The organism is Bradyrhizobium sp. LeoB3, from assembly GCF_055456055.1.
In genome coordinates this window covers 562,526-578,199 of sequence record NZ_JBVBEF010000001.1, presented here as the reverse complement: position 1 = coordinate 578,199, position 15,674 = coordinate 562,526, and the positions used below count along the sequence as shown (strand labels likewise).

15 protein-coding genes are annotated in these 15,674 nt (G+C 64.5%); 12 read left to right on the top strand and 3 right to left on the bottom strand.

Annotated elements, in window-relative coordinates; all coding sequences use genetic code 11:
- The first annotated feature begins 10 nt into the window (after positions 1-10).
- Positions 11-652, top strand: a complete 642-nt coding sequence (locus ACZXDY_RS02605) for a TetR/AcrR family transcriptional regulator (protein WP_464344349.1) — start codon at positions 11-13, stop codon at positions 650-652.
- 137 nt (positions 653-789) lie between these two features.
- Here ACZXDY_RS02605 and ACZXDY_RS02600 read toward each other — a convergent pair whose 3' ends face one another.
- Together ACZXDY_RS02600 and aptA are read right to left on the bottom strand one after the other, a co-directional pair.
- A complete protein-coding gene (locus ACZXDY_RS02600; RefSeq protein ID WP_464344348.1) occupies positions 790-2,055 on the bottom strand; it encodes a D-amino acid dehydrogenase in 1,266 nt (421 codons plus the stop codon).
- A 67-nt stretch (positions 2,056-2,122) separates the two neighbouring features.
- Complete coding sequence (aptA, locus tag ACZXDY_RS02595) at positions 2,123-3,451, bottom strand: omega-aminotransferase AptA (protein WP_464344347.1); 1,329 nt, start codon at positions 3,449-3,451, stop codon at positions 2,123-2,125.
- A gap of 147 nt (positions 3,452-3,598) precedes the next feature.
- Between aptA and ACZXDY_RS02590 the strand changes: the two genes are divergently transcribed.
- Positions 3,599-4,147 carry a cupin domain-containing protein gene (locus ACZXDY_RS02590; protein ID WP_464344346.1) on the top strand — a complete coding sequence of 183 codons (549 nt, stop codon included), beginning with the start codon at positions 3,599-3,601 and terminating at the stop codon, positions 4,145-4,147.
- Positions 4,148-4,369: 222 nt separating this feature from the next.
- On the opposite strand, the gene ACZXDY_RS02585 is transcribed toward ACZXDY_RS02590, so the two are convergent.
- On the bottom strand, positions 4,370-5,605 hold the full coding sequence (locus ACZXDY_RS02585; protein ID WP_464344345.1) for an MFS transporter: 1,236 nt from the start codon (positions 5,603-5,605) through the stop codon (positions 4,370-4,372).
- Between the two features lie 237 nt (positions 5,606-5,842).
- On the opposite strand from ACZXDY_RS02585, the gene ACZXDY_RS02580 reads away from it, so the two are divergent.
- From ACZXDY_RS02580 to ACZXDY_RS02535, 10 genes are all read left to right on the top strand, one after another.
- Entirely contained in the window at positions 5,843-6,229 is a 387-nt protein-coding gene (locus tag ACZXDY_RS02580; protein ID WP_464344344.1) for a hypothetical protein, read from the top strand.
- Positions 6,230-6,304: 75 nt separating this feature from the next.
- Positions 6,305-6,604, top strand: coding sequence for a hypothetical protein (locus ACZXDY_RS02575; RefSeq protein WP_464344343.1), 300 nt, complete (start codon positions 6,305-6,307; stop codon positions 6,602-6,604).
- A complete protein-coding gene (locus ACZXDY_RS02570; RefSeq protein ID WP_464344342.1) occupies positions 6,601-8,034 on the top strand; it encodes a TolC family protein in 1,434 nt (477 codons plus the stop codon). The genes ACZXDY_RS02575 and ACZXDY_RS02570 overlap by 4 nt, the downstream gene beginning before the upstream one ends.
- A 13-nt stretch (positions 8,035-8,047) precedes the next feature.
- Entirely contained in the window at positions 8,048-9,418 is a 1,371-nt protein-coding gene (locus ACZXDY_RS02565) for a multicopper oxidase family protein (RefSeq protein WP_464344341.1), read from the top strand.
- Between the two features lie 47 nt (positions 9,419-9,465).
- Positions 9,466-9,924, top strand: a complete 459-nt coding sequence (locus ACZXDY_RS02560) for a cupredoxin domain-containing protein (RefSeq protein WP_464344340.1) — start codon at positions 9,466-9,468, stop codon at positions 9,922-9,924.
- 20 nt (positions 9,925-9,944) lie between these two features.
- Positions 9,945-10,247 (top strand): copper-binding protein, encoded by a 303-nt coding sequence (locus ACZXDY_RS02555; protein ID WP_464344339.1) that lies wholly within the window; start codon positions 9,945-9,947, stop codon positions 10,245-10,247.
- An 81-nt stretch (positions 10,248-10,328) separates the two neighbouring features.
- Entirely contained in the window at positions 10,329-10,688 is a 360-nt protein-coding gene (locus ACZXDY_RS02550; RefSeq protein WP_464344338.1) for a hypothetical protein, read from the top strand.
- A 99-nt stretch (positions 10,689-10,787) separates the two neighbouring features.
- A complete protein-coding gene (locus ACZXDY_RS02545; RefSeq protein ID WP_464344337.1) occupies positions 10,788-11,195 on the top strand; it encodes a FixH family protein in 408 nt (135 codons plus the stop codon).
- Positions 11,192-12,484, top strand: coding sequence for an efflux RND transporter periplasmic adaptor subunit (locus tag ACZXDY_RS02540; protein WP_464344336.1), 1,293 nt, complete (start codon positions 11,192-11,194; stop codon positions 12,482-12,484). The genes ACZXDY_RS02545 and ACZXDY_RS02540 overlap by 4 nt, the downstream gene beginning before the upstream one ends.
- Positions 12,481-15,672 (top strand): efflux RND transporter permease subunit, encoded by a 3,192-nt coding sequence (locus tag ACZXDY_RS02535; RefSeq protein ID WP_464344335.1) that lies wholly within the window; start codon positions 12,481-12,483, stop codon positions 15,670-15,672. The genes ACZXDY_RS02540 and ACZXDY_RS02535 overlap by 4 nt, the downstream gene beginning before the upstream one ends.
- The last annotated feature ends 2 nt before the right edge of the window (positions 15,673-15,674 follow it).

The window sequence follows — 15,674 nt, the reverse complement described above, 5'->3', positions numbered from 1 at the left end:
CACAAATCTGATGGTCAGTCAGTTCGCAGGAATAGTTCGCAAGCCACGCGCAGATGCCGTGCGCAACCGGGAGCGCGTGCTGGAAGCGGCGAAAGCCGTGTTCAGCGCTGGTGGTCCCGAGGCCAGCCTGGAGGCTGTGGCACGGCACGCCGGCGTCGGCATCGGAACGCTCTACCGTCACTTTCCGACGCGCGAAGCACTGTACGAAGCAGTGTATCGGCGCGAGGTGGATCAGCTCGGCGACCTCGCGGAGCAGTTGCATGAGGAGACCGATCCGGTCGAAGCGCTGCGGCATTGGCTGCATGCCAACGTGCAATTCGTCGCCACCAAGAAGGGCATGGCGGCGGCGCTGGCGCTGGTCGCGCACGGCTCGCCTGAGCTTCACGCCTATTCGCTCGACCGACTGACCAAGTCGATCGCCGCGCTGCTCGCCCGCGCCGTCGCCGCCGGCGAGATCCGGGCCGATATCAGCGCCGAGGACGTCCTGCGCGCGCTGATCGGCCTGTGCTACATGCACGACCAGGCAGGCTGGCAATCGACCGTGCTGCGGCTATTGGATGTGTTCATTGACGGACTGCGCCTGCAACCGGCGCAGAAGGCGACGGTGGCGGTGCCGAAGCCGGCGAAGAAGGCAGTCAAACGAAAGCGTTGACCGCGCACACCGTCATTGCGAGCCAACGGGTCGCGCGAACGCGCGCCCGATGACAGGCTCCGCGAAGCAATCCGTCGCGCCGAAAGCGGAGACGTGCATTGCTTCGTCGCTTCGCTCCTCGCAATGAGGGAGGGAAATCACCCGAACCGGTGATCGTAGCGCGTGATCGACAGCTCGCTCACATCGATCTCCGGCTTGCGTCCGGACAAGAGGTCTGCCAGCACCCTGCCCGAGCCGCAGGCCATGGTCCAGCCAAGCGTGCCATGGCCGGTGTTGAGATGGAGGTTGCCGTATTTTGTCGCGCCGATCACCGGAGGTCCATCCGGCGTCATCGGGCGCAGGCCGCTCCAGAACGTCGCCTTGGCAAGATCGCCGCCACGCGGAAACAGATCCATTAGCGAATGATCGAGCGTCGCGCGACGCGCGGCATAGAGCTTGTCGGAATAGCCTGAAATCTCTGCGGTGCCGCCGACGCGGATGCGGTCGCCGAGCCGCGTGATCGCGACCTTGTAGCTCTCGTCCATGACAGTCGATTCCGGCGCGCCGCTGGCATCTACGATCGGCACCGTGATCGAATAGCCTTTCACCGGATACACCGGCAGCGAAATGCCGAGCGGCCTGAGCAGTCGCGGCGACCAGCTTCCGAGCGCGACGACATAGGCGTCGGCCTGCAGCACGCCCTTGCTGGTCGCAACGCCGGTGACGCGCGAGGCGTCGGCGATCAAGCCATCGATGGCGACGTTGAATTCGAAGCGCACGCCGAGCTTTTCGGCATCGAGCGCCAGAGCCTGCGTAAACATGTGGCAATCGCCGGTCTCGTCCTGCGGCAGCCGCAGTCCGCCGGCGATCTTCTCCTTCACCGCGGCGAGCGCCGGCTCGGCGGCAATGCAGCCCTCGCGATCGAGCACCTCGAACGGAACGCCATATTGCTTGAGCACCGCAATGTCATCGGCGGTGTGGTCGAGCTGGGCGGCGTAGCGGAACAATTGCAGCGTGCCGCGGGAACGCTCGTCATAGTGGATGCCGATCTCGCTGCGCAACGCGCGCAGGCAGTCGCGGCTATATTCCGCGATCGGGATCATCCGGCTCTTGTTGACCGCGTACCGCTCCGCGGTGCAGTTGCGCAGCATCTTGAGCAGCCAGATCCACATCGCGGGATCGGGCTTCGGGCGAACCACCAGCGGACCGTGCTTCATCAACAGCCATTTGATGGCCTTGATCGGCACGCCGGGACCGGCCCATGGCGAAGAGTAGCCGGGCGAGACTTCGCCGGCATTGGCGAAAGAGGTTTCCAGCGCAGGCTTGGGCTGGCGGTCGACAACCGTCACCTCATGACCGGCGCGCGCGAGATAATAGGCTGACGTGACGCCGATGACGCCGCTGCCGAGGATGATGACTTTCACGCTTTTCAGGCTCCCGCCGCGGCATGACTTGCCGCTGCAAATAATCTCCGCAACGGCTGGAGCAAGGTCAGGCTACGCGCTTGATGGCGTCGCCGAGGATCGACACCATGTCGTCGATGTGGCTGCGCTCGACGATCAAGGGCGGCGACATCGCTAAGGAGTCGCCGCTCTGGCGAAGGTAGAGGCCGTGATTGAAACAATCGACCATCAGGTCGTAGCCGCGCGCGCCCACCCCGTCCTTGCGCGGAGCGACTTCGACGGCGCCCATCAGGCCGACATTGCGGATGTCGATCACGTTCGGCAAGCCCTTGAGCTGATGCAGCGCATCGCGCCAATGCTCGGCGAGCGAAGCGCCGCGCGTCAGCAGGCCTTCGTCCTTGTAGATGTCGAGCGTCGCAAGGCCGGCGGCGCAGGCCACCGGATGCGCCGAATAGGTGTAGCCGTGGAACAGCTCGATCTGGCTTTCCGGCCCGGTCATCAGCCCGTCATAGATCTTGCGGCTGGCAAACACCGCGCCGCAGGGAACGGTGCCGTTGGTGATGCCCTTGGCGGTCGTCATCAGGTCAGGCGTCACGCCGAAGAACTGCGACGCGAACGGCGTGCCGAGCCGGCCGAACCCGGTGATGACTTCGTCGAAGATCAGGAGAATGCCGTGCTTGTCGCACAATTCGCGCAGCCGCTGCAGATAGCCCTTCGGCGGCGGCAGCACCGCGGTCGAACCCGGCACCGGCTCGACAATGACGGCTGCGATCGTCTCGGCACCGTGCAGCGCCACCAGCCGCTCGACGTCGTCGGCGAGTTCGGCGCCGTGCTCCGGCTGATCCTTTGCAAACGCGTTGCGGGCGAGATCATAGGTATGGCGGATATGGTCGACACCGGGCAGATGGGTCGCGAAGGCCCGGCGGTTGGCCACCATGCCGCCGACCGACATGCCGCCAAAACCGACGCCGTGATAGCCGCGCTCGCGGCCGATCAGGCGCGTGCGGGTCGGCTGGCCGGCGGCGCGGTGATAGGCGAGCGCGATTTTCAGCGCGGTATCGACCGATTCCGATCCCGAATTGGTGAAGAAGACGCGGTCCAATCCCGTGGGCGCCAGCGCGGCGAGGCGTTCGGCGAAATCGAACGCGATCGGATGGCCCATCTGGAACGACGGCGCGAAGTCCAGCGTCATCAACTGCCGCTCGACCGCTGCAGCAATCTGCTTGCGGCCGTGGCCGGCATTGACGCACCAGAGCCCGGCCGAGCCGTCGATCACCTTCCGCCCATCGACGCTCGTGTAATACATGCCCTCGGCGGAGGCGAACAGCCGCGGCGTCTCCTTGAACTGCCGGTTGGCCGTGAACGGCATCCAGAACGAATCGAGCTTGATGGTGTTCGGAATCTGATGAACGGTCACGGCGTCGCTCCACTGCTGACGCCGCAGCCGAACATGCTCCTAAACGCGCAACAAGCCCTTTTCTGTGCCGCCGCAACCCATTGATCTCATTGGGGCGGACGCGGCATATTTGCGCGATCCGCAACACCTGCAACAGGGATTCTCTCCATGAGCGTCGATATCGGTGGCCGGCTGCGATTCATTCGCGCGCAGCAGAAGCTGTCGCAGCGCGAACTCGCCAAGCGGTCCGGCGTCACCAATTCGACGATCTCGCTGATCGAGTCCAACCAGATGAACCCATCCGTCGGGGCGCTGAAGCGCATCCTCGATGGAATTCCGATGGGACTGGCGGAATTCTTCGCGCTTGAGCCGGAGCGCCGCCGCAAGGTGTTCTACCGCTCCGACGAACTGACCGAGATCGGCAAGACGCCGATCTCCTATCGCCAGGTCGGCGACAATCTGTTCGGCCGCAGCCTGCAGATCCTGAAAGAGCGCTACGAGCCCGGCAGCGATACCGGCCGCGTGCCGCTGGTGCATGACGGGGAGGAAGGCGGCATCGTGGTCTCCGGCAAGCTCGAGGTCACCGTCGATGACGAGCGCCGCATCCTCAATCCCGGCGACGCCTATTATTTCGAAAGCCGCCGCCCGCATCGCTTCCGCTGCATCGGCGGCAAGCCCTGCGAGGTGATCAGCGCCTGCACCCCACCGACATTCTGAGACATTCTGAACCTGGCGGACGCCGCGCGGCGCCTCACAGATTCCGGGTCTGCTTGTCGCCCCAGGCGATGACCGCAGCGATCGTCACGAATATCGCCGTCACGCCAATAACGACCAGGATGGTATCGAGGGTCATGGCTTCTCTCCGTGGCTGATGGAGAAAAGCTAGCGGATTGCCGCCACAGCGCTTTGCGCTCGATCAAATCCGAAAGGATGGTAGGCCTAGGCCATCGCCAGCCGCTGCCGCGAGCGGATCAGCAGCATCAGCATGATGGTGACGTTGAGCGCGTTCCAGGCGAGCCCGTTGGCGAAGGCGGCGGCGTAGGAGCCGGTGGCATCGAAGATCACGCCGGAAATATAGCCGCCCAGCGACATGCCGATCACCGAGGCGAAGATCACGATGCCCACCCGGGTGGCGGCCTCCGCGGCCGGCATCGCCTCGCGGATGATGATGGCGTAGCTCGGCACGATGCCGCCCTGGAACAGGCCGAACATCGCCGAGATGATGTAGAGCGAGGTCAGGCTGTCGAAGAACAAATAGAACAGCAGCGCCGTGCCCTGCGCGACCGAGCCGAGCAGCAGCGTGCGGATGCCGCCGATCCGGTCGGCGAGGAAGCCCGAGCCGATGCGGCTGATGATGCCGAAGCCGAGCATCAGGGACAGCATCTCGGCGCCGCGCGCCACGCCATAGCCAAGGTCGCCGCAATAGGCGACGATATGCACCTGCGGCATCGCCATCGCCACGCAGCAGGCGATCGCGGCCAGTGAGAGGATCGCCGTCAGCGCGTTGGTGGAGAGCCGCACATTGACGCGCGGCGGCGCCGCGTTGAGATGGCTGCGCCGGCTCGCCGCGCCCGTCAGGCGCCGCAGCACCAACAGCGCGACTGTCATCGCGACCGCGGTGAAGATGCCGATCGCGACATGCGTGGCGCGCCAGCCGAACTGCTGCATGCCGAGATTCACCAGCGGCGGCCAGATCGTGCCGCCGATATAGTTGCCGCTGGCGGCGATCGCGACCGCGAGTCCGCGGTAGCGGTCGAACCAGTGCGAGGCTTCCGCCATCAACGGCCCGAAGGTCGCCGATGACGACAGTCCGATCGCGAAATGAAACAGGATGAACGACCAGATCGACGGCGAGTAGCCGGCGCCAATATAGCCGAGCCCGAGGATGCCGATCCCGAGCCCGATCGCGGTGACGATGCCGTAGCGATCGGTGATCTTGCCGGTCAAAACCCCGCCCGAGCCGAAGCCGATCATGACGAGGGTGAATGCGAGCGAGGCGGTCCCTCGCGTGGCGGCGAAATCCCCCTGCACCACCGGCAGCGCCACCACCACGGACCACATGCCGACGCTGCCGAGCGCTCCGATCACCACGGCGACAGCGAGCCGCAGCCACGACTGGCGCGAATCGGGAATGAACTGGTCCGGATTTGGGCTGATCTGAGAAGGAATTTCCACGGCGAGGCCAAACTTCGTCGCGAATTGCCTCCTGGTCAAGCGCTTTGGCGAAATATTGGGCATGCGGAAACCGCCGGGATAGCCAACGAACCGGCATCTAGCGCGTTTAACCGCGATCGGGATCGTCGCTCAGCGCAGAATGATGTTGCCGGCGCCTTGGCGAAGCCGGCGATTGGCGATACTTTGCCGACGATGTTCGTACGCTTGACGAAACCGCAACGGGCCAAGGCAGGGTGGTTGATCGCCCTGCTCTACCTGTTTTGCGTCGTTGCGCCGGGGGCCGCACTTGCGGTGGGCAATCCCGCATGCTGGCTGCCGGCCGAGGTCGGGCTGGCGGCCGCCGACGCGCATGCCAGTGCCGAGCAAGGCTTGCACAAGCATGGCTCGCACGAACATGGCGGCACGCACGCCGCCCATCAGGCCGGCAGCGGCGACTTCAAGCACAAGCATGACGGCAAGACCTCGCCAGGACCGTGTTGCGCCATGCTATGCCTTTCCGCGATGACGGCCGATTTGCCCAGCATCGCGAAGCCCACGCAGCCGATATCGACCTCCGTCTCGGAAATCTACCAGCGCGTGCACGATACGGCGCCCCCTCTGCCCTATCGTCCACCCAACACCTGAGCTGACGTGACGACGTAGGCGCCGCGCGGAATCGCGCGTGCGCCCGTGACTCATGCACAGATCAGGAATCCATTGATGTCTTCGCTATCAGAGGCGAAGTCCGCAGCCGTTGGTACGACGGACGGACGCCATTTCCCGTCGACTCTCGCGGTGGGCACGCTCATCGCCGCCATCGCCGTTACAGCCGCGGGCTGCCAGCCTGCGACAACGCGGCTTGCTACCCCCGACCCGGCCGATCCCGCCGCGCGCGTCGCAAGCGTCAGCTACCGCTCGACGATCGCACCTTATACGAGCCTGCGTCCCGCGACACCGGCGCCCTGGCGCGAGCGCAACGAGGATGTCGCCCCGCGACAACGGCAGGAACCGCAACGATGATTCAGGTTGCCATCCGTGGTCCTGCGATTGGCCTGTTGCTGATGGCCGGGGCCGTCCTTTCCGCCTGCGCCTCTTTCTCGCCCGACAGCGGCATGACGGTCGTCGCCACCGCGACGGAACAGACCATCGGCAAGGATATCGCATTCCTGCGCTCCGCCGATGATGCCGAACGGATCCGCGGCACGATCCGCCGCCTGCTTTCGCGCCCATTGACGACCGATGCCGCAGTGCAGGTCGCCTTGCTCAGCAACAAGGGGCTGCAGGCCGCCTATAACGAGTTGGCGCTCGCCGAGGCCGACCTCGTCGAGCAGAGCCTGCCGCCCAATCCCGTCTTCTCGATCTCGCGGATCAGCGGCAACGGTGCGAGCGAGGTCGAACGCCAGGTGGTCGGCGACATCCTGGCACTGGCTACATTGCCATTCCGCTCCGACATCGCGCGTGAGCGTTTTCGGCAAGCACAATTGCGCGCCGCGCTTGAAACGCTTCGACTCGCCGCCGATGTCCGGCGCGCCTACTTCCGCAGCCTAGCCGCCAACGAGATGGTCGGCCTGCTTACCGATGCAAAATCGACGGCGGAATCAACCGCGCAACTAGCGAGAAGACTCGGCGAGACCGGCGCGCTCAACAAGCTCGATCAGGCGCGCGAGCAGGTATTTTACGCGGAGACCACGGCAGACCTTGCCACCGCACGGCAGGAGGCGGGAAGCGACCGCGAACGGCTTTCGCGCCTGATGGGACTGTGGGACGACGATCTCAACTTCAAGATTCCGGACAAGCTTCCGGCCTTGCCGCGACGTCCACAAACCTTGCCCTCGATCGAAGCCGACGCGGTTACGCACCGCATCGACCTGCAGATCGCGCGCATGGAGCTTATTGCCTTGGCAAAGGCACTCGACCTCACCGAGGCGACGCGATTCGTTACGCTGCTCGACCTCGCCGGCATCGAGAAGCGCACCCGCGACCCGGAAAATCCGCCGTTCCGCGAGCGCGGCTTTGACGTTCAATTCCAGATCCCGGTGTTCGACGGCGGCGAGGTGCGTGTCCGCCAGGCGGCGGAGACCTACAATTTCGCCTTCAATCGGCTGACCGAGAGGGCGGTCAATGTTCGCTCGGAAGCTCGCGATGCCTATCGCACCTACCGCTCGAGCTACGACATCGCCACCCACTATCAGCGTGAGATTTTGCCACTGCGCCAGATCATCACGGAAGAAATGCAGTTGCGCTTCTCCAGCATGCAGGTCGACGTGTTCGCGCTGCTCACCGAGGCCCGCCAGCGCCTCGCCTCGCTCCGCGCTGCGATCGACGCCAAACGGGCATTCTTTCTGGCGCAATCCGACCTGCAGACCGCCATCAACGGCGGCGGATCGGGAATAAGGGAAAGCCCAACCACGACAGCTTCCGCAGCCGCACCGACGGCCGGCGCTCACTGACTGGAGGGAAATGATGTTTTCACGCAGAGGATTCCTGAGCACCGCAGCTCTCGTCGGCGCCGGCGCCGTTGCTGGCCGCGTGCAGGCCGCCGCCATTCCCGAGGCACCGACCATGGACAAAGCGACCTCGCAGCCGCCACTCCATCCAACTTCGGGACCGGACTACCGGCCCGTCGTAACGCTGAACGGTTGGTCGCTTCCCTGGCGCATGAACGGCGAATGGAAGGAATTCCATCTCGTCGCCGAGCCGGTGGTGCGCGAATTCGCCGACGGCATGAAGGCCAATCTCTGGGGCTATAACGGCCAGTCGCCGGGCCCGACCATCGAGGCCGTCGAGGGCGACAAGGTCCGCATCTTCGTCACCAACAGATTGCCGGAGCATACCACCGTGCACTGGCACGGCATGATCCTGCCCTCGGGCATGGACGGCGTCGGCGGGCTATCGCAGCCGCACATCAAACCAGGAAAAACCTTCGTTTACGAGTTCGAGCTGAAGCACAGCGGCACCTTCATGTACCACCCGCATTCCGACGAGATGGTGCAGATGGCGATGGGCATGATGGGCATGATCGTGGTGCACCCGCGCGATCCCGCCTTCCGTCCCGTCGACCGCGACTTCGTCTTCGTCATGAGCACCTATCTCATCGACCCCGGCACCTACCTGCCGAAGGTCAACGAGATGACCGACTTCAACATGTGGACCTGGAACAGCCGCGTCTTCCCCGGTATCGATCCGCTGCCGGTGCGACTTGGCGACAAGGTGCGGGTGCGGATCGGCAATCTCTCGATGACCAATCACCCGATCCATCTGCACGGCCACAAGTTTTACGTGACCTCCACCGATGGTGGATGGATTCCGGAGAGCGCGCAATATCCGGAGACGACCACCGATGTACCCGTCGGGGCGGTGCGCGTGTTCGATGTGCTCGCCGACAATCCCGGCGACTGGGCGTTCCATTGCCACAAGTCGCACCACACCATGAACGCGATGGGCCACGACATGCGCAACTTCATCGGCGTGTCGCGCAAGGATCTCGCGAAGGCCGTCGGCAGGCTCGCGCCAGATGCGATGGTGATGGGCTCGACCGGCATGGCGATGGGCAACATGGAGATGCCCGCGCCGGACAACACGCTCCCGATGATGACCGGCAACGGCCCGTTCGGCCCGCTGGAAATGGGGGGCATGTTCACGGTGATGAAGATCCGCGAGGGGCTCGCGCGCGACGATTATCGCGATCCCGGTCCCTACCAGCATCCGCCCGGCACCGTCGCCTATGAGGTGGAGATGCCCGACGCCGCGCCCGCACGGCAGACATCGCCGGCGACGGCAGCGCCGACTGGCCACCGCGGCGGCAACAAACCGATGAAGGGAACGAAGATGTGACTATGGATCGGCGCCTCACCAACAAGAGACTCTCGAAGGGAATTCCAATGAAGATCACTACGACCGGCCTCACGATGATCGCGCTTGCAATCGCCTCTGCATCGGCAGTTGCGCACGAACAGCACGGCCACTCATCCTATGCAGCCGGCGAACCTGGCAATCCGAACAAGCCGTCGCGCACGATCGAGGTCGAGATGAGCGAGATGGCGTTCAAGCCGGCCAACATCGAGGTCAAGCGCGGCGAGCAGGTCCGTTTCGTGATCCGCAACGTCGGCAAGGAGGATCACGAATTCCTCCTCGCCACCACGACGGAGAATTTGAAGCACGCCGAGGTGATGAAGAAGCACCCGCACATGGAGCACGATGATCCCAACGGCGTCCGCCTCGCACCGAAGAAGTCGGCCGAGATCGTCTGGAAATTCACTCACGCCGGCAGCTTCGAATATGCCTGCCTGATCCCCGATCACCGCGACTACGGCATGGTCGGCCGCATCACCGTGAAATGAGCAACGAGAGGAGAACAACAATGAACGGGATCATCCGCATGGCCGCAGCGGCGGCATTCGCGACCAGCCTGCTGACGCAGGCTGCCTCCGCGCAGAGCGGTGCAATCAACGGCGAGGTCAAGAAGATAGACGAGGGCGCCGGCAAGATCACCCTCAAGCACGGCCCGGCCAAAAGCCTTGGCATGGATGAACCAATGACCATGGTCTACCGCGTCAAGGACGCCGCCATGCTGAAGCAGGTGAAAATTGGCGAGAAGGTGCAGTTCGAGGCCGAAGAAGCCGCATCAGGCTATACGGTGACGAAGTTGCAGAAAGTGAAATGAACGTAACAGGCCGGAAGCGGCGCCGCAATTTTTGAAGGACGGGACCTTCCAGCGACAGGCCACTTGTGAGAAACTAGGCTTATGGATATCCGCCAACTGCTCAAGCTCCTGGTCGCGCTGCTGGTGACGGCAAGCCTGACCCTGGCGCCGCTCGCCACCCCGGCAGCGGCGGAGCATATGCTGTCGTCCGCTGGCATGCAGATGGCAGACGATCAGGACATGGCGGACATGCCCTGCTGCCCGGACAAAGAGAAGAGTGCGGCTTGCCAGGATTGTCCGCTGGTTGCGATCTGCATGATGCAGGTCATGCTGGCCGGCCCATCGACCAGCATGGTGGACGTGATCCGACGGCCGGGCGAACAGCTCCGTCCGCTCAACGACATCATCGCAGACGGGCTGGCGCGCCCACCTCCCGACCACCCCCCTCGAACTTTGGCCTGACCGGCGTCACGGCGCCGAGCGCTGCCGCGTGGCTTGAGACGCCGCGCGGATGACACGTGCTGCGCGAGCAGCAGACCAAAGCAATCGAGGAATGGAAAAATGAAATCGTTCAACACCAAGCGCGCCGTCTCGGCAGCGCTCATCGGCATGGCCATGCTGGGCACGGCCGGCACCGCGCGGGCCGAGATCAAGGACTACGAATTCCAACTGGTCGATCAGACCGTCCAGGCGGGAGCGGACAAGATCATCACGGTTCGGCTGGTCAACAAGAAGACCGGCAAGCCGGTGCCGGATGCCGTGATCTTCGCCACACGGCTGGATATGGCGCCTGACGGCATGCAGGAGATGGCGACCAAGGTCACCGCCGTGCCCGGCGGGGAACCGGGACTGTACAAGTTCAAGGCCACCCTGGGCATGGCCGGCCGCTGGCAGCTTTCGCTCGGCGCCAAGGTGCAGGGCGAAACCGGCGCGGTCGAAAACAAGCTCGTCGTCACGGCGCAGAAATGACCCGCGCCATCGTGATCGGCGCCGCCGCTGCGACCTTCGCAGCGGCGGGTCTCGCCATTTTCGCCGGCGGACTTCCGTCGAAGCTCGCGCCTTACACCGTCTCGCACGCGGCCGCCGCCGAAAGCGGCGCGCCTGCGAACGCCCGCAAGATCAAGTACTACCGCAACCCGATGGGGCTGCCGGATACCTCGCCGACGCCGAAGAAGGACTCGATGGGGATGGACTACATCCCCGTCTACGACGGCGAGGAGACCGACGACGGCTCGATCAGGCTGTCGCCGGGCCGGATCCAGCGCACCGGCGTCAAGTCCGAGCCGGTGATGCTCCATATCGTCAGCACGTTGGTGCGTGCGCCCGGCACGATCCAGCTCGACGAGCGCCGCGTCTCCGTCATCGCCATGCGCGCAGAAAGCTATGTGCAGAAGGTCGCCAATGTGACCACCGGCAGCCGGGTGACAAAAGGCCAGCCGCTGATGGAGATCTATAGCCCCGCGGTCTCATCGGCCGCCGCCGAATATCTCGCCACCATCACCTCGAAGACTACGGCGACGATCGAAAGCTATGGCCGCGGCTCGCGGCAGCGGCTGATGAATCTCGACGTGCCGGAAGCCGCCATCGCGACGATGGAAAAGACCAAGGCCGTCCCGATCGTGATCGGATGGTCGGCGCCGCGCGACGGCATCGTGCTGGAGCGCAATGCGATCGAGGGCATGCGTGCGCAGCCCGGCGACGTGCTGTTTCGTGTTGCCGACACCTCGCTGGTCTGGGCCGTGGTCGACGTGGCGGAACGCGATGTCGGCGGCGTCGCGGTCGGCCAGCCCGTCACCGTGCGTGCCCGCAGCTTTCCGGGCCGCGCTTTCGCCGGCAAGGTCAGCGTGATCTATCCGCAGGTCAACCGGGAGACGCGCACCGTCCGCCTCCGGATCGAACTCGACAATGCCGACCTCGCGCTGCTTCCCGACATGTATGTCGATGCTGAGATCGAAGTCGGCAGCCAGAACCCCGTGATCGCCGTACCCGACAGCTCCGTGCTCGATACCGGCAGCCGGCAGACGGTCATCATCGACAAGGGCGGCGGCCGGTTCGAGCCGCGCGAGGTCAAGGTCGGACATCGCGGCGGCGGCTATGTCGAGATCACGGAGGGTGTCAGCGAAGACGACATCGTCGTGACCTCGGCCAATTTCCTGATCGACGCCGAGAGCAATCTCAAGGCGGCACTGAAGGGCTTTTCCGATGCACGCAGCGTGCAGGAAACATCCTCGACCAGCGGCATGGGAGGACAGCCATGATCGCCCGCGTCATCGCCTGGTCGGCACGCAACCTGCTGCTGGTGCTGTTCGGTACCGGCTTCGCCGCGGCGGCCGGGCTCTATGCGCTCCTTCATCTGCCGCTCGATGCGATCCCAGATCTGTCCGACACACAGGTGATCGTCTATACCGAATATCCGGGCCAGGCGCCGCAGGTGATCGAGGACCAGGTCACCTATCCCTTGACATCAGCCATGCTGACGGTGCCGAAGTCGAAGGTCGTGCGCGGCTTCTCGTTCTTCGGCGTCTCCTTCGTCTATGTGATCTTCGAAGACGGCACCGACATCTATTGGGCGCGCTCGCGCGTGCTCGAATTCCTCAATGGCGCATCCTCGCGCCTGCCGGCCGGCGTGACGCCGACGATCGGGCCCGACGCGACGGGCGTCGGCTGGGTCTACCAATACGCCGTGATCTCGAAAGAGCTGAACCTCGCCGACACCCGCACGATCCAGGACTGGAATCTGAAATTCGCGCTCGCCAAGGCCGAGGGCGTCGCGGAGGTCGCCAGCATCGGCGGCTTCGTGAAGCAGTACAACGTGATCCTCGATCCGCAGCGGATGCGCGACCGCGGCATCACCATGCAAAGGATGCGCGAGGCGATCCGCGCCAGCAACGCCGATGTCGGCGGCCGCACCGTCGAATTGTCCGAATTCGAATACGTCATCCGCGGCAAGGGCTACATCAAGGATGTCAACGACCTCGGCAACATCGTGCTCAAGGCCGCCAACGGCACGCCAGTGCTGCTGCGCGATGTCGCCCGCGTCGAGCTCGGCCCCGACGAACGGCGCGGCATCGCCGAGCTCAATGGCGAAGGCGAGGTCGCCAGCGGCATCGTGCTGCAGCGCTTCGGCGTCAATGCGCTCGACGTCATCGAGAACGTCAAGAAGCGTTTCCAGGAGATCGCAACCAGCCTGCCGAAATCGGTCGAGATCGTGCCGGTCTACGACCGCTCGAACCTGATCAACGCCGCCATCGATACCTTGAAGCATACGCTGCTGGAGGAGAGCGTCGTCGTCGCCGTCGTCTGCATCGTGTTCCTGCTCCATGTCCGCAGCGCGCTGGTCGCGATCCTGATGCTGCCGGTCGGCGTGCTGATGGCATTCGGCGCGATGAAGCTGCTCGGCATCGGCTCCAACATCATGAGCCTCGGCGGCATCGCCATTGCAATCGGCGCCATGGTGGACGCCGCCATCGTCATGATCGAGAACGCCCACAAGCATCTCGAGCGGGCCAGGCCCGGCCAGTCCCGCGTCTCGATCCTGATCGACGCCGCCGCCGAAGTCGGGCCGGCGCTGTTCTTCAGCCTGTTGATCATCACCGTTTCCTTCATGCCGATCTTCACATTGGAATCGCAGGAGGGCCGACTGTTCAGCCCGCTCGCCTTCACCAAGACTTTCGCGATGGCGGCCGCCGCGCTGCTGTCGGTGACGCTGGTGCCGGCGCTGATGGTGATCTTCGTCCGCGGCAAGATCGTTCCGGAGCACAAGAATCCGATCAACCGCTTCCTGATCTGGACCTATCGACCCATCATCAAGGGCGTATTGCGTGCCAAGACGCTGGTCGTGCTGCTCGCGCTCGTCGTCCTCGCCGTGACGGTCTGGCCGGCGCGACAGCTCGGCACGGAATTTATGCCGAACCTGAATGAAGGCACCCTGCTCTACATGCCGACCACGCTGCCCGGCATCTCCGTGACAAAAGCCGCCGAGCTGATGCAGATGCAGGATCGCATCATCCGCTCGTTCCCCGAAGTTGCCTCGGTCTACGGCAAGGCCGGACGGGCGGCGACCGCGACCGATCCGGCGCCGACCGAGATGTTCGAGACCATCGTCAACCTCAAACCCAAGGAGCAATGGCGGGCGGGAGTCACCGTAGACAGCCTGATCGCGGAGATGGACAAGGCGCTGCAGTTCCCAGGTGTCTCCAACGCCTGGACCATGCCGATCAAGGCGCGCATCGACATGCTTTCGACCGGCATCCGCACGCCGATCGGCGTGAAAGTCGTTGGTACCGACCTGGTCGAGATCGATCGTCTCGCCAAGCAGATCGAGCAGGTTCTGAAGGCAGTCCCGGGAACATCATCGGCTTACGCCGAGCGCGGCATCGGCGGCTATTATCTCGAGATCACGCCGGACCGCACGGCGCTGGCGCGCTACGGCATGTCGGTCCAGGACGTACAGGATACGATCGCAACCGCGCTCGGCGGACAGACGGTGACGACGACCGTTGAGGGCCGGCAGCGCTTCACCGTCAATATGCGCTATCCGCGCGACCTCCGTGACAATCCGAAGGCGATCGGAAGCGACATCCTGGTGCCGATGCCGGCGGGAGGCGCGGTGCCGCTCGGCGAGGTCGCGACCATCCAGCCGGCGCGCGGTCCGACCTCGATCCGCACCGAGAACGGACAGCTTGCGACCTACATCTATGTCGACATCCGCGACCGCGACCTCGGCGGCTACGTCACTGAGGCGCAGCAAGCGGTGCAGGCAAGCATCCAGTTTCCGCCCGGCTATTATGTGATCTGGAGCGGCCAGTACGAATATCTCGAACGCGCGATGGCCCGCCTGAAGATCGTCGTGCCGGCAACGCTCCTGATCATCTTCCTCCTGCTCTACCTCAATTTCCGCTCGGTCACCGAGACGGGCATTGTCATGCTGTCGCTGCCTTTCGCGCTGGTCGGCGGCCTCTGGCTGATGTGGTGGCTCGGCTTCAACCTTTCGGTTGCCGTCGCGGTCGGCTTCATTGCGCTCGCGGGCGTTGCCGCCGAGACCGGCGTCGTGATGCTGATCTATCTCAACCAGGCGCTGGCCGAGATCAGGGAGCGTCGCGCCGTCGAGGGACGCGCGTTGACTAGAGCCGACCTGCGCGATGCCATCATGGAAGGCGCGGTCGAGCGCGTGCGGCCGAAGATGATGACGGTGGTTGCGATCATGGCCGGACTGCTGCCGATCATGTGGAGCACCGGCACGGGCTCGGAGATCATGCAGCGGATCGCGGTGCCCATGATCGGTGGCATGGTCTCCTCGACACTGCTGACGCTGATCGTGATCCCCGCGATCTTCGGCATCGTCAAAGGCTTCGGCCTGCCTTCCGACGATCAGGACCAATCACTGCCGCCGGCCGCAGCACCGGCAACGGCGAGCAAGGCGCGCGTTCCGGAGCCGGCCGAATGATG